Source organism: Alkanindiges hydrocarboniclasticus, assembly GCF_001982605.1.
Taxonomy (GTDB): Bacteria; Pseudomonadota; Gammaproteobacteria; order Pseudomonadales; family Moraxellaceae; genus Alkanindiges; species Alkanindiges hydrocarboniclasticus.
The window spans coordinates 101,751-116,074 of sequence record NZ_MLCN01000006.1 but is presented as its reverse complement, the minus strand read 5'-3'; the positions used below and the strand labels follow the sequence as shown (position 1 = coordinate 116,074).

The 14,324-nt window shown below is 46.6% G+C and carries 16 protein-coding genes; 6 read left to right on the top strand and 10 right to left on the bottom strand.

Features of this window, described 5'->3' with window-relative positions; genetic code table 11:
- Window positions 1-197: 197 nt before the first annotated feature.
- From BKE30_RS02445 to BKE30_RS02430, 4 genes are all read right to left on the bottom strand, one after another.
- Complete coding sequence (locus BKE30_RS02445; protein ID WP_076877078.1) at window positions 198-590, bottom strand: flotillin domain-containing protein; 393 nt, start codon at window positions 588-590, stop codon at window positions 198-200.
- Between the two features lie 25 nt (window positions 591-615).
- On the bottom strand, window positions 616-1,014 hold the full coding sequence (locus tag BKE30_RS02440; RefSeq protein ID WP_076877077.1) for a hypothetical protein: 399 nt from the start codon (window positions 1,012-1,014) through the stop codon (window positions 616-618).
- Window positions 1,015-1,102: 88 nt separating this feature from the next.
- On the bottom strand, window positions 1,103-2,035 hold the full coding sequence (locus tag BKE30_RS02435; RefSeq protein ID WP_076877076.1) for an electron transfer flavoprotein subunit alpha/FixB family protein: 933 nt from the start codon (window positions 2,033-2,035) through the stop codon (window positions 1,103-1,105).
- A gap of 22 nt (window positions 2,036-2,057) precedes the next feature.
- Entirely contained in the window at window positions 2,058-2,807 is a 750-nt protein-coding gene (locus tag BKE30_RS02430) for an electron transfer flavoprotein subunit beta/FixA family protein (protein ID WP_076877075.1), read from the bottom strand.
- A gap of 324 nt (window positions 2,808-3,131) precedes the next feature.
- Between BKE30_RS02430 and BKE30_RS02425 the strand changes: the two genes are divergently transcribed.
- The gene (locus BKE30_RS02425; RefSeq protein ID WP_076877074.1) at window positions 3,132-3,995 is read left to right on the top strand and encodes a metal-dependent hydrolase; all 864 of its coding nucleotides are present in this window, start codon (window positions 3,132-3,134) and stop codon (window positions 3,993-3,995) included.
- A 162-nt stretch (window positions 3,996-4,157) separates the two neighbouring features.
- Here the strand turns inward: BKE30_RS02425 and BKE30_RS16165 are convergent, their stop codons facing one another.
- On the bottom strand, window positions 4,158-4,826 hold the full coding sequence (locus BKE30_RS16165) for a CAP domain-containing protein (RefSeq protein WP_198938034.1): 669 nt from the start codon (window positions 4,824-4,826) through the stop codon (window positions 4,158-4,160).
- Window positions 4,827-5,154: 328 nt separating this feature from the next.
- Here BKE30_RS16165 and BKE30_RS02415 point away from each other — a divergent pair, with 328 nt between their 5' ends.
- From BKE30_RS02415 to BKE30_RS02395, 5 genes are read left to right on the top strand one after another with little or no spacing between them, the layout of a single operon-like run.
- Window positions 5,155-5,670 (top strand): 2Fe-2S iron-sulfur cluster-binding protein, encoded by a 516-nt coding sequence (locus BKE30_RS02415; protein ID WP_076877073.1) that lies wholly within the window; start codon window positions 5,155-5,157, stop codon window positions 5,668-5,670.
- Window positions 5,667-6,701 carry an FAD binding domain-containing protein gene (locus tag BKE30_RS02410; protein WP_076877072.1) on the top strand — a complete coding sequence of 345 codons (1,035 nt, stop codon included), beginning with the start codon at window positions 5,667-5,669 and terminating at the stop codon, window positions 6,699-6,701. Before BKE30_RS02415 ends, BKE30_RS02410 begins: the two co-directional genes overlap by 4 nt.
- Window positions 6,698-8,917 (top strand): xanthine dehydrogenase family protein molybdopterin-binding subunit, encoded by a 2,220-nt coding sequence (locus BKE30_RS02405; RefSeq protein ID WP_076877071.1) that lies wholly within the window; start codon window positions 6,698-6,700, stop codon window positions 8,915-8,917. The genes BKE30_RS02410 and BKE30_RS02405 overlap by 4 nt, the downstream gene beginning before the upstream one ends.
- A 35-nt stretch (window positions 8,918-8,952) precedes the next feature.
- Entirely contained in the window at window positions 8,953-10,251 is a 1,299-nt protein-coding gene (locus BKE30_RS02400; RefSeq protein ID WP_076877070.1) for an XdhC family protein, read from the top strand.
- On the top strand, window positions 10,241-10,873 hold the full coding sequence (locus tag BKE30_RS02395) for a nucleotidyltransferase family protein (protein WP_076877069.1): 633 nt from the start codon (window positions 10,241-10,243) through the stop codon (window positions 10,871-10,873). Before BKE30_RS02400 ends, BKE30_RS02395 begins: the two co-directional genes overlap by 11 nt.
- Before the next feature lie 33 nt (window positions 10,874-10,906).
- Here BKE30_RS02395 and BKE30_RS02390 read toward each other — a convergent pair whose 3' ends face one another.
- The 5 genes from BKE30_RS02390 to BKE30_RS02370 all read right to left on the bottom strand — a co-directional run bounded on the left by BKE30_RS02390 (window position 10,907) and on the right by BKE30_RS02370 (window position 14,304).
- A complete protein-coding gene (locus BKE30_RS02390) occupies window positions 10,907-11,371 on the bottom strand; it encodes a GNAT family N-acetyltransferase (RefSeq protein WP_076877068.1) in 465 nt (154 codons plus the stop codon).
- Window positions 11,372-11,420: 49 nt separating this feature from the next.
- Window positions 11,421-11,750: a hypothetical protein gene (locus BKE30_RS02385; RefSeq protein WP_076877067.1), complete on the bottom strand. Its 330-nt coding sequence runs from the start codon at window positions 11,748-11,750 to the stop codon at window positions 11,421-11,423.
- Between the two features lie 147 nt (window positions 11,751-11,897).
- Entirely contained in the window at window positions 11,898-12,191 is a 294-nt protein-coding gene (locus tag BKE30_RS02380) for a hypothetical protein (RefSeq protein ID WP_076877066.1), read from the bottom strand.
- Window positions 12,192-12,222: 31 nt separating this feature from the next.
- Window positions 12,223-13,317: a hypothetical protein gene (locus BKE30_RS02375; RefSeq protein ID WP_076877065.1), complete on the bottom strand. Its 1,095-nt coding sequence runs from the start codon at window positions 13,315-13,317 to the stop codon at window positions 12,223-12,225.
- A gap of 42 nt (window positions 13,318-13,359) precedes the next feature.
- The gene (locus BKE30_RS02370; RefSeq protein ID WP_227518296.1) at window positions 13,360-14,304 is read right to left on the bottom strand and encodes a tyrosine recombinase XerC; all 945 of its coding nucleotides are present in this window, start codon (window positions 14,302-14,304) and stop codon (window positions 13,360-13,362) included.
- Window positions 14,305-14,324 lie beyond the last annotated feature (20 nt).

Here is a 14,324-nt window from a genome sequence, read left to right as displayed (position 1 = left end):
TTTTAATACAAAATTCCCTTTTCAGGCAGATAGTTTGCCTTTTAATACGGTGTTAAAAGCAACGTATTTTTATAAATTGGCAAGAGTTTTAATCTACCTTCCAATAATCTTCGAGTCACTATCAAAAAATAAGGCCGACAGACACAAGGGATGATCAACTCATTAATCCTGCATTTACCACCTTTCTCTACCCAAGTTTATAAATCTGCTACTTTTTCCGCATTACTCGCCGTAGCTGTTGGAATCATGGCAGCCAGTGACTCTGAAATCCCCGTAATACCATCATTGTTCAAACCGGCATCTTTCATCACGGCATCTTTCATCACGGCATCAATAATTGGCTTGGCAATCTGGTATTGCAAGGCAGAATTCACTACTTGCTCCGGGAAAGTTCCATTTTTGCCAGAACCTGTACCGTCTGCACCAACCGAATTGCCATTATTGTCCTGCCCCAGACCATTTACCTGAAAAATCCGGATCGAATCAATTTTCTCCATCGGCTTAACGGCTTGCTCAATGATTTGCGGCAACTTCTCAAGCAGCTTGGTACGCACTTGCAAATCGACCTGCGCCACAGACAATGTATTCAATACCTCATATATAAGAATTCTAATTTTATAGCTTATTCAATTTTTGAAGCTTTACTGTATATTTTTTTTGTGGGATAAACACACGAATAATTACTGTCAGAATCCATGCAAATATACCTGCAAGCACCATTAAACCGACAAATAATATAAACCCAAAAATGTCTAGTCCGCCAACATCCAACCATTTATTAAGCTTTTCTTCAATCGCCGATGCTCTTGCAAATGACAAGATCAGCAGCTTTATCCCCATATAGACAAACAAAACTGTGAATAATATACTCACTATAGCCCAAAATCCCCCATCAGGTTTCATAATAGCCATAGTAAATATTATGCCTCCTAGCGCTAATGGATACAGCCCTGATATAAAAGCAAATATTCGAATAAATAATGGATCGTTGCCTATTCCTTTTATCCATGTCATGCAATTATACTCATAAGTTTTTCAATATGTTTTTACATAAAAAAAGCGCCCGTACGGGCGCTTTTTTTGAGTCAGTTAAATCCCAAAATTACAGCTTGCTAACCAGTTCTGGAATAACAGTGTTCAAGTCACCCACTAACCAGTAATCAGCAATCGCATTGATTGGCGCTTCTTCGTCCTTGTTGATGGCAACAATAACTTTAGAATCTTTCATACCAGCCAAATGCTGGATGGCACCAGAGATACCAACAGCCAGATACAGGCTTGGCGCAACGATTTTACCCGTTTGGCCTACTTGCAGGTCGTTTGGTACAAACCCAGCGTCAACCGCCGCACGGGAAGCACCCAGCGCAGCACCCAGCTTGTCAGCCAGAGGCTCCAGGATTTTGTAGTAGTTCTCACCCGAACCAACACCACGGCCACCAGATACAACAATCTTGGCAGAGGTCAGTTCAGGACGGTCAGACTTGGCCAGCTCTTCGCCAACAAAGCTGGAAACGCCAGCATCTTCAACAGTGCCAACAGCTTCAACGGCAGCAGAACCGCCTTCGCTTGCAGCAGCATCAAAACCAGTACCACGTACAGTGATGACTTTAACAGACTCGGAAGACTGAACTGTTGCAATGGCATTACCAGCATAGATTGGGCGCTTGAAAGTATCAGCACTATCTACAGCAATAATTTCAGAAACCATGCTCACGTCCAGCAGCGCAGCAACACGTGGCAGAACGTTTTTGCCAGTAGTGGTTGCAGGTGCCAGAATGTGGCTGTAGTTCTTGCCAAGGTCAGCAATCAGCTTGGCAACGTTTTCAGCCAGCTGGTGACCATAGGCAGCGTTGTCGGCCAGCAATACTTTGCTTACACCAGCAATCTTGGCAGCAGCATCGGCAGCAGCCTGAGCGTTTTGACCCGCAACCAATACATGAATGTCGCCGCCAATCTTTTGCGCAGCAGTCACAGTATTTAAAGTTGCAGACAGAATAGAATTGTTGTCGTGTTCGGCGTAAACCAGAATACTCATCGTTTGAATTCCTTACCGAAAATTAAATTACTTTAGCTTCGTTTTTAAGCTTTTCTACAAGCTCATCAACGGACTTAACCTGAACACCGGCTTTACGGTCAGCAGGAGATTCAACCAGAATGGTTTTCAGCTTGGTACCAGTTGCTACGCCATAGTCGCTTGGAGATTTGGTATCCAGCGGCTTTTTACGAGCTTTCATGATGTTAGGCAGTGCAGCATAACGTGGCTCGTTTAAGCGCAGGTCGGTAGTGATGATGGCTGGCAATGCCAGTTCAACAGTTTGCAGGCCGCCGTCAACTTCACGGGTAACCTGTACCTTGCCACCGTCAACCTTAACTTCAGAGGCAAATGTACCCTGACCCGCACCCATCAGTGCAGCCAGCATCTGGCCTACCTGATTGCTGTCGTCATCAATGGCTTGCTTACCCAGCAGGATAACTTCCGGCTTTTCCTGATCAACAATACCTTTAAGGATCTTGGCAACTTCCAGAGCACCAACTTCATCATCAGTCTGAACCAGAATGCCACGGTCAGCACCCAGCGCCAGTGCTGAGCGAATTTGTTCTTGAGCAGCTTGTGGGCCTACAGAAACAACAATAATCTCAGTAACCGCACCCTTTTCTTTTAAACGTACTGCTTCTTCAACAGCAATTTCACAAAATGGGTTAATAGACATTTTGACGTTGGTTAGATCAACACCAGTCTTGTCCGCTTTTACGCGAACTTTGACGTTGGCATCGACAACGCGTTTAACAGCAACAAGAGCCTTCATGGAATCCTCGGCTTTTTAGCTAATCAATGAAACGGAAGTGTCAAAACACCCCGATGTGGAATGGTGCGTTATCTTGCTATGTGAGCGTAAACAGGTCAAGTCAGAAAACCCGATAGACTAAAAAAAACCAGCAATTAAAAGAGTTTTTTGCATAAAATCACACAAATTTTGCGTCCATGCCTGCTTTAGGTCTGAACTTAACATGAGTGGCTGAACTTGTACAAATTGCAGCAGAAGTTTATTGACAATGTTGATTGTCTAATTTAGTTTACATTTAATACTGCATATTGACCTCATTCTACCTATAAAACGAGGAATGCCACCATGACCAGCACTACTGTACCATCCAGAACACGACGCGCCTCAAGCATTCAGGTGCGCCGTCAGTCTTTTGATTTTGCTACAACACCAAAATATTATTTTAATAACAACCCATTACTGTCCTATTTACTCACTGCACTGTCACTCACCTTCCCACATGGTGAGCGTTTTTTTGTGCATAGCGTGCGTAATGTACGTAACCAGATTAAGGATGATAACCTGCAAAAAGAAGTGTCAGCCTTTATTGGTCAGGAGGCCATGCATAGCCATGCGCATGAGGACTTTAATAGTTTTGTTGAAGGTCTGGGCATTGATATCCAGCCCATTTTGCAAAGCGAATATGAAAAAATTGAATATGCCAAAACCAAGCTGAATCAAAAGCAGCAACTGGCAGTCACCTGCGCGCTAGAGCATTTTACGGCCATTATTGCGCAGTACCTGCTGGAGCATCCGGATTTTCACCGGCAGCTTAATCCACGGGTTGCCAAGCTATGGATGTGGCATGCATTGGAAGAAACCGAACACAAGGCCGTAGCATTTGATGTGTATCAGGAAATCTTTGCGGATCAGGCAACCCGCAAGCGAATTATGCGCATTATTACTACCACATTTTTGTCCCGCATTAGCTATCTGACCTTTAAGTTATTGCTTAACGATCCGGTTGGCCGCAAACAGTGGCGACAACATATTACTGCCTTTAAGCAGTTGAAAGAGGTGTTCACGGCGCTAGCACCTGCCTATCTGGATTACTATCAGGATAACTTCCATCCCAACCAGCATGACAGTACGCAGATAACTGCCCAGTGGCGTGAGCAATTATTCGGTGAACCAATTAATAAAGAAGTGGCAAGCACTGCCATTCATTAAATGCCCTTTTTAATGATTAAACTTCTTTCATAATTAGTTTTTACTCCTTTAAATTCCCATTTTGTGAGGGAGAACTCAAGGGGGTTATAAAAGAAGTCATTAAATAAAAAAGCCTGATTACTTTATTTAATCAGGCTTTTTATTTGGCTCATGTTTTTTAATTTAATTTCTGGCTCCAAATTCCTGCGTCCAGTAAGTTTTATAGGTTGAATTCGGATTGCTGGCACAGGCCATGCCATACTCCTTAAAGCTGGCATTCATCATGTTGGCGCAATGTCCGGGACTATTAATCCAGCCGGCCATGACCTCATCAATGCTGTTATACCCTGCTGCAATATTTTCACCCACTACACTAAAATTATAGCCCGCTGCTGTTGCACGCGTGCCAATGGTACTGCCATTTAAGCCTTCATGGGCAAAGTAATTATTGTTGGCCATATCATTTGAGTGACCTTGCGCTGCATTGGCAAGCCGGGTATTCCATGTAAGGGCGCCAACAGCCGGATAAAATGTGCTGCCACAGCTACGCCCTTGTCGTCTGACGGCGTTAATTCTGTCAACCAGTTGCTGCTCGGTTGTGCTGTTACCACATAACGATAAGGTGGTACTGCCCGTTGTGGTATCTGGTGTAGGGTCTGGATTATCAGGCGTTGGGGTGTTGGTATTGTCCGAGCCACTGTGATTGGAGCCTGAATCACCACCGCCGCCACAAGCTGTCAGCATCAGGGTACTGCATAACATCATTGCGGCTGCTTTTACATGAAATGCCACACCCTGCAACGCTTCATGTTGAATTCCTTTTTTCATACTTAAAATGGTGATTAGCTTCATGCTGCGTTCCCTGCCATTTGCCAAGCAGGCCGTCATTGCCTCAGCCTGCATCATTCTGAATGGATATTGATCACTTTTAGCGGGTTATTACGTAAAGATCATTACCTGTTATTCAACAATATCGTTACTGCTCAGTAACCCTTTAACACGTTTATGTAGCTGTTTTATAAAATTTAATGCCAATTTCTTTTTATCCAGTTATTGTTTTTTAAAACTTAGGCCTGCCACTGATTAACAATAATTTTCAATGGAATGAAGCCCACCCCACAAACTGTCTTTTAGCCACACAAACTACTTTTTAACCAAAAGTTAGCCACAGAGGTTTGTCATGAAAATTAATATCAATAGAACTGACTATGAAGTTGAAGTCGATATACGTACTACCCTGCTGGATTTGTGTCGTGAACATCTGGATTTGACTGGCCCAAAAAAAGGTTGTGATCATGGCCAGTGCGGCGCTTGTACCATGCTTGTCAATGGCCGAAGAATTAATAGCTGCCTGACCTTGGCTGTCATGCATGAGGATGATGAAATCACCACCATTGAGGGTATGGGGGCACCGGGTGCGCTGATTCCCATGCAGGAAGCTTTTGTAGAAGAAGATGCCTACCAGTGTGGCTACTGTACTGTAGGGCAGATTTGCTCGGCAGTGGGCATGATTGAAGAATTAAGACAGGGCTGGCCAAGTCATGTTACCCCGCATCTTAACAGCCAGCCATCACTCACTGATGAAGAAATCGCTGAGCGCATGAGTGGCAATATTTGTCGCTGTGCAGCCTACCCGAATATTGTCAGGGCAATTAAACGTGTTGCCAGCAGTGCGCTGAGAGAGGAAAAAGCATGAAAACCTTTGCTTACTTTCGCGCTGAAACGGCAGATCAAGCGCCTCACCTGCTGGCCAGTCATGCCAGCCCGGATTATTTGGATGGGCAGCAGGCTAATGCTAGTCAGGGCGGAAAATATATTGCGGGTGGCACCAACCTGCTGGACTTGATGAAACTCCAGATAGAAACCCCGATTGCCCTTGTTGATATTTCGCGCCTGCCCCTCACTGATGTCGAAGAAACAGCAGAGGGTGGCCTAAAAATTGGTGCCATGGTGACTAACAGTGACCTTGCAGCGCATCCATTAGTTCGTGAGCGTTATGCGGTTTTATCGCGTGCCCTGTTAGCCGGAGCTTCCGGCCAGCTTCGTAACAAGGCCAGCACTGGCGGCAACCTGCTACAACGAACCCGCTGCTATTATTTTTATTCACCTACCAGTCCCTGCAATAAACGGATTCCCGGTTCAGGTTGTCCTGCACGCGAAGGCCGCAACCGCATGCATGCAATTTTGGGAATTAGTGAGCACTGCATTGCGCAGCATCCATCCGATATGGCGGTTGCCATGCAGGCACTGGACGCCAGTGTGGAAACCCGCCGTATTGACGGCAGTAGCCGCCGTATTACACTGGCTGACTTTTATTTGCTGCCCGAAGATCATCCTGAACGTGAAAATGTACTGGAAGTGGGTGAGCTGATTACCCATGTGATTTTGCCACCTGTGCCTGCCGGACAGCATGCCTACCGCAAGGTACGTGACCGCGCTTCTTATGCCTTTGCACTGGTTTCAGTTGCTGCTGTTATTGATGCCACGGCAGGCCAGATTAATAGTGCAAGGCTGGCATTTGGGGGTATTGGTGTAATGCCATGGCGCAACCGCGAGGTCGAACAATTGCTGTGCAGCCAGCCTGCAAGCCCGCAACTGTTTAATCAAGCGGCAGAGCTGCTGCTTAAAGACGCCAGGGGTTCGGGTGACAATAATTTTAAAATTGCCTTAACCCGTCGGGTTTTGCTGTCTGTACTAACTGATGCCTGCAAGGGAGAACTGCAATGAGTGCAACTTCACAACTGGTAATGGATCAGGCGGTAGAATCATTGCTTGATCGTGTACCAAACCCTTGCGTGGGCGAAGAACTAAGCCGCGTGGAAGGTCCGCTGAAAGTCAGTGGCATGGCAACATACGCGGCTGAATATACTTTTGATGGGGAAGCGTTGCATGGTTATCTGGTGAGCGCCAGCATTGCCAAGGGGACGGTTGAATCCATTGATGAAAGCAGCGCAACATCAATTGATGGCGTGGTGGCGGTGGTTACTGACTTTAAGGCATTTATTCGCAATTCGCAGCAGGGTGGCGAGAAAAAAGCACCAACACAGGGCGTTCAGGAAGTGTCCTACTTTGGCCAGCCGATTGCACTGGTGGTTGCCACCTCATTTGAGGCTGCGCGTGAAGGTGCAGCAGCGCTTAAGGTAGAATATACACAGGAACAGGGTGCATTTGACTTTATTGCAGAGCTGGGCAAGCGTGAACCGATGACCTCGGGTAATGACAAACCAGTTCATAAAAACAATCCGGATGAAGGGCTGGCCAATGCTGCGGTTAAAGTAGATTCCATTTATATAACGCCTAGCCAGAACAGCGCCGCCATGGAACCACATGCCACCATTGCCGAATGGGATGGTGATCAGCTTACCCTGCACTGTTCCATGCAAATGCTGTCATCCTGCAAGCAGCAGATTTGCGATGCGCTGGCGTTAAAACCGGATAATGTCCGCTTGATCTCACGTTATGTGGGGGGTGGTTTTGGCTCCAAGCTGGGAATCTCCCCAGAATCGATTGCGGCTGCCATTGCTGCCAAACAACTCCAGCGCCCGGTTAAAGTGGTCATGCACCGCATTCAGGTGTTTGAAAGTACTGTTCGGCGCACCAATACCCGCCAGCGGGTGGCATTGGGTGCAGACCGTGATGGCCGCATTCATACCATTATTCACAACACCATTTGTACCAACCTGCCGGGTGAGTCATTTTTTGAGCCTGCCGCCATTTCAACCCATTTTGCCTATAGCGGACAAAACCGTGAGGTAAAATATGAAATGGTACGCATGAATCAGGTACTGGCGGGTTCCATGCGCGCACCGGGTGAAGCGGTGGGCATGCTGGCGCTGGAATGTGCCATGGATGAACTGGCCGAAAAACTAGACATGGACCCAATTGAATTGCGCAAGCTCAATGACCCAGCCATCGACCCCAGTAAGGGTATTCCGTTTTCTACCCGCAAACTCACCGATACACTGGACTATGGGGCCAAGCATTTTGGCTGGGAAAACCGACATAAAACACCAGCCAGCCAGCGTGAAGGCGACTGGCTGATTGGCATGGGTATGGCTTCTGCCACACGCAATAACCAGCTTAAGGCATCGGCTGCGCGTGTAACCCTGACGCCAGATGCCCATGCAATTGTTGAAACCGACATGACCGATATTGGCACTGGCACTTATACCGTATTAACCCAGATTGCCGCTGACATGCTGGGCCTGCCTGTATCACAAGTAGAAGTACGTCTGGGCGATACTGATTTCCCCCCGGCTGCGGGTTCTGGTGGTAGCGTTGGGGCCTGTAGTTCAGGCAGCTCGGTTTATATGGCTTGTAAAAAAGTGCGTGAAACTTTGGCAAAAGCGCTGGGCGTTGAAGAAGATAATTTGACCCTGCAAGCCGGACAAGCCAGTGGTAATGGCATGTGCAAGACAATTTCTGAGCTGATTCAGGAAAATGTCGTGGCCATGGGCCAGATCGAACCCGGCAAGACGACCAAGCAATATACCCAGGCCAGTTATGGGGCGCATTTCGCTGAAGTGGCCGTTAATGTGGTAACAGGTGAAACACGCATACGCCGCATGCTGGGTGTATTTGCCGCTGGACGAATCCTGAACGAAAAAACAGCGCGCTCACAATGTTATGGCGGCATGATCTTTGGAATTGGCGCGGCCCTCATGGAAGAACTCCTGCATGACCCGCACAATGGCCGTCTGCTGAATCATGACCTTGCTGAATATCACGTTCCGGTCAATGCGGATATTCCACCCATTGATGTGGTGTTTTTGCCAGAGCGCGACCCGTATGCCAATCCATTGCATGCCAAGGGCTTGGGTGAGCTAGGGATTTCAGGTGCAGGTGCTGCCATTGCCAATGCTATTTATAACGCAACCGGTATCCGCATTTATGACTATCCGCTGACACTGGATAAGCTGCTTGACCAGCTTCCAGCACTCTAAATGGCTTATTCATTGCTGGCGACAGGACTAATGCCATGAGTCAGTTGACTGCCCTGCTACAAGCCATTGATCAGGCACAAGCCCAGCAGGATGATGCCGTGATGGCAACTGTGGTTCAGGTTGAAGGCTCAGCCTACCGTCGGCCGGGTGCCCGCATGCTGGTCTGGTCACACGGCCAGCCGGTCGGAACCATTAGCGGCGGCTGTCTGGAAAATGAAGCCTGCAAAAAAGCCCAGTGGCTGACCCGACATGGCCAGCCAGCCTTACAGCGGTATAGTACCGGTCACGCCGATTTTTACACTGATCCTGATGCTTATGCCCAAGCTCAGGCTCAGGATATTGGCAGTGTTTATACCAATGATATTGAAGCTGATGAGGATGAGGCGTTGACATTTGGCCTGGGCTGTAATGGCACCGTCAGTGTATTGTTTGAACGCCTGAATAGCCCGGCCATGCTTGCGGTTAGTCAGCTATTGCGCCATGTACAGACCAGCCAGCGTGCCGGTGTAATCGCCACTGTCATTAGCAATCAGAAAAGTCACCGTAAACAAACCCATGACACAAAAAATAAAGCCAATCAAAATAATCAATCAGAAATTAGCCTGCAACTGGGTGACCGCTTGTTGCTTGATCCGCTGCAACATGAGTTGAGCTGGTTTACCCAAGCCAATAGCCGGGTTGATAGCAGCCTACATCAAGCCATGCATAATGATGTGATTTTTACCCTCACCCGGCAAAAAAGCCTGCATCAGACCTATCAAACGGCACAGGGTAGTATTCAGGTATTTCTGGAATACGTGGCCCCGCCCAACCGGCTGGTGATTTTTGGAGCAGGTCACGATGCGCAGCCACTGGTGAGCATGGCAAAAATGCAGGGCTGGCATGTGAGTGTGATTGACAGCAGGCCGCATTTTGCCCGTAAAGCACGCTTCCCTGATGCTGATTATGTTGGCTGTATCGATCTAACAGACACTTCTGCACTAGCAGAACTACCCAACCTGACCAATGGTGCCGCAGTAGCCATTATGAGCCACAGTCTGGCGCAGGATCGTCATTGGTTAAAACACATGTTGCTCAATCCGCCACGCTATATTGGCCAGCTTGGGCCACGCTATCGCACAGAACGCCTGATTGCTGAAATTCAGCACAGCCTGACTGACCCCATGCATATTGAGCAAGGTCTGGAAGCCCTGCACTACCCCATTGGACTGGATATTGGTGGAGATACACCAGAAGCCATTGCACTGGCAATCATGGCGGAAATTACGGCCACCCTGAACCAGCGCAGTGGCAAAATGCTCAAGCAGCGCGACTTATCCATTCATGCCGAATAATCAATTTTCCAGCCCTGCTGCCAGAGATATTTTACCAAATTTGGCTGTTTTAATACTGGCAGCCGGATTAAGCCGCCGATTAGGTCAACCCAAGCAATTATTACTTAAAAATAAAAAGCCACTGATTCGTCATATTGCCGAACTTGCAGTTGGCTTAAATCCACAATGCATTGTGGTCATTGCCAATAACATGAGTGAGATTTCTTCCTGCCTGAAAGATTTACCCTTACAACTGGTGGAAAATCAGCAAGCCTACACTGGTATGGCAAGTTCATTGAAAACAGGGGCGGAATGTTTAAAACATCATCATGGGCCTGTACTCATTACAGGCGTTGACCAGCCCATGCTGGATGCAGCTTATTTGCAGCAACTGATTCAGTACAGCATCCAGCAACCGGACATGAATATAGTCAGCCACTATGCACAAACTATCGGTATTCCAGCTATTGTACAGCCAGAACTTCTTCAGCAAACCCATGACTTAAGCGGTGATTCGGGTTTAAAAAAACTGCTGATGCAGCAACCTGATAAAATAATAAAAGTGCCAGCCGCTCAGCTTGCCTTTGATATTGATACGCCTGAAGATTTAATCCATGCGCGCCAACAGGGCTGGATTGATTAAATAGCCATTAACCTTATTGAATTATTTATTTTTCTAAAGCAAAACTTTATGCATCAAGGCATTGGACAGGGCGACGCCACGTACCACTGGCATTTGCTGCTGCACAATAACAAAGTCAAAATGCTGGAAAAATGGTTGCGCGCTAATACTGAGATTTGAAAATAATAGCGGCATGTGATGCAGTTTGGCCTGTTGTAGTAAGTGCTGCATTAAATAAGTGCCAATGCCTTGGCGTGGCATGTGTGCGGACACAAAAAACTGGTCGATATATCCATTGGCCTGCAAATCAGCAAATGCGACTGGCTGGCCTTGCTGCTCTACCACATAAGGCTTATTTTTAGCCAGACGCTCAACCCATGCCTGTTGGTCATAGTCAATTGGTGCCCATGCCTTTCGCTGTTCAAAGTTATAATCCCTACTGGCAACCTGATGCACAGATTCATAAAACAAAGTATATAAAGCCTGTGCATCATCAGGCTGAACGTCACGAATTTTCATGGTTTTTCATCACTGGCCTAAAAGCCACTTTGGATAAATTAAACATATTTTAATCAACTGCTTGAGTGCCTATTTTTAAGTTCCATGTGACCTTGCAATGTGTGCATACCGCTATCCAGACTTGCCGGGAATTACTTTTTTGTGTTGTGGTCTGGCCGCTACAGTCCGGGCAGGCTACGTGGAAAAGCTGGTAATAACCATAAGCCAAAATAAATAAGGTAAACCCTACAAAGCCAAATGCAAGCGTCCAACCCAGTATTATATCGTTGTGTTTAAGGCTATATAAACCCCCTGCAAACAAACCCACATCTATTAGCCATGCCCGAATAAACCAGCGCTGAAACTGTGCCGCAAAACTTGGATGGTCTTTTATAGTCATAATAAAGTAATCCAGCTTTTATAATCCATCGGATTAATTTTAAAGATTTCTATAGGTATTACTGCCTTGTAAGATACCCATTGGTCTTGAGCAATTAACTGAAACGCGCTTGAAGGTAACTTGTAAATATAACCGGTTTTCTGCCAGTCAATTACCGTGTCTTTTAAGCGAATAATTGGTGGATTGCGCTAAAGTGTCTACCGAAAATATGGCAGAAGCAGATTGAGCAGTTAAGCTAAGCGCAAAGGCAACAGCCAGCTCATAACGTGCAACTGCATAGACTGCATTTTCATTGTCGCCTGCCCCGCTAAAGCCGATTGCCTGAGAGGGCTTTAATATTTCAAGCTTTTTGGGTGAACCGTGATACAGATAATCGGGCTTTAGCATATTAATATTGGGCTTTAATGTTAAACACTCCATCAAGCTATTAGTAATATTCATTTATCTTAAAACTACTTACCACACAGTCATACTAAATATTTTCTACCGGCTGAAGCTGGGATAAGAAGGCATTCTCAAGTTCTTCATCTTTAAATACCGCCTTACCTTTATCTACCTCTACATTGGCTGCCCACTGTTCATATAAGGCAGAGTAGGCTGGATCATTGCACAGTTTAGCTAGAGCTAATAAAGTTGGCACACGGCCTGGCTTTTTTCCATAACTAAAATAATCATTCTTAAAATTAAAGTCATCATTATGGTTAAGTAAAAGATTTAAATGAGTCAAACTGGTTAAATGCGGATCCATTAAATCAAAATAGCTTTTGATTTGCTGCAAAAATGCTTTTAATAAGGCTGGATTATCCAGATATCTTCTATAATTACACACCTTTTCCTGTTTAAACTTAACACTTTCTGGACAAATTCTAATGCCATCCAGTCTTGCTATGCCAATCAATGGCTTTATTTTAATTTCATGATTAAAGCTATGTATTTGTGGTTCACCGCGATAGCTTAAAGACAAGCCACAAATTTCAATAAATAAATCATTCTCACGCACTAGACGTGGCCATGTACCAATGCCTTCTATTTCAACCTCCTTTAACTCAAACCGTCCTGCCTTAAACTGTTGCTGCTCAACCCAGCCATACACCAATGCTTCAAATTGTTTTTGACTGGTTGGCAAACGGTCTATGTCAATCACATCCTGTGCTGGATGCACCACGTGTGCAAACTGCTGGGCTAATTGCTGGCTGGCTTGTGGCGGCAGCAGATATTCACTACAAATAAAGATCCCTCGATAACTGTCGTAGGCGGCAAGCCCATAGGACTGGATACTTTCTACCAGAAACTTGTAAAAATACTCGCCCCCTTCGATATGCATCTGTTCCAGCTCAAGCACAGTACGAGGCTGCATGGCCTTGACATCACCAATCACATGGTCTGACATGTATGGCTTATTGGCATCTGACAGCGTAAAGGTTTTAACTGCCTCAATCCATGACTCAACTGCTGGGCTAAGGTCTGATTCCCGGGGCGCATGAATTGCTGAATATTCTGCCTGTTCTAAACTGGCCGGAAAGCCATCATGGGTTCTGGGATCCCAAACATAAAAGGGTGATGCCATGTGTTACTCCAGTATTATTAATAAGTTTTTAATACCTATTATTTAGTTTGTTTTCTTGCGTGCCCGTGGATGCGCCCTGTCATACACCTTGGCCAAATGCGCAAAATCCAGATGGGTATAAATTTGTGTGGTGCTAATGTCGGCATGGCCTAGCAACTCCTGCACCGCACGCAAATCACCACTACTGGCCAGCAAGTGCGATGCAAAGCAATGCCGTAACAAATGCGGATGCAAATGCTGGCTAATACCTGCCCGTTCGGCCTGCAAGCTTACCCGGCGTTCAATTTGGCGGGTACTCAGCATTTTGCCGGAACGCTCGCTGACAAAAATGGCAGCCTCATCCACTGACACCCAGCTATGACGCAATTGCAGCCAGGCTTGCAATGCTTCAATGGCCTTGCTACCCACCGGAACCACGCGGGTTTTATTGCCCTTACCTGTCACAGACACCAGACCACGCGCCAAATCCAGTTGCGATAAGGTCAGCTTTGCTAGCTCCGACAAACGCAAGCCGCTGCTATAAAACAGCTCCAGAATGGCTTTATCACGACACCACAGCTGGGCATCACGTTCTTTGTCCGGGGCAGCCTGATCCAGAATTTGCGGCATGATCTCGGCATCCAGCATGCCGGGCAACGGCCGGTTAGGCCGCTGAATGGCAAAATCGAGAGCAAAATTTTGCGCAATAATTTCCTGCTCAACCAGCCAGTCGGCAAAACTGCGCACCGCCGATAGCTCACGTTGCAGGCTACTGCTGGAAATACGGTCGACTTCAATGCGCTGGGCAGCAAACTGGCGCAAGGTATGATGCGTGACTTGCTGTAAGGCAACGGATTTACAGGACAAAAATACTGTAAATTGCAACAGGTCGCGCTGATAGGCCTTTCGGGTATGAAAGGACAGGTTCATGCGGATTAACGCCTGTAGCCATTGCTGTACCAGCTCCGATACAGATAAATCAGAAAAACCCAAGGCTTGCTGAGTCACGCATTCATCCTTTATGCAAA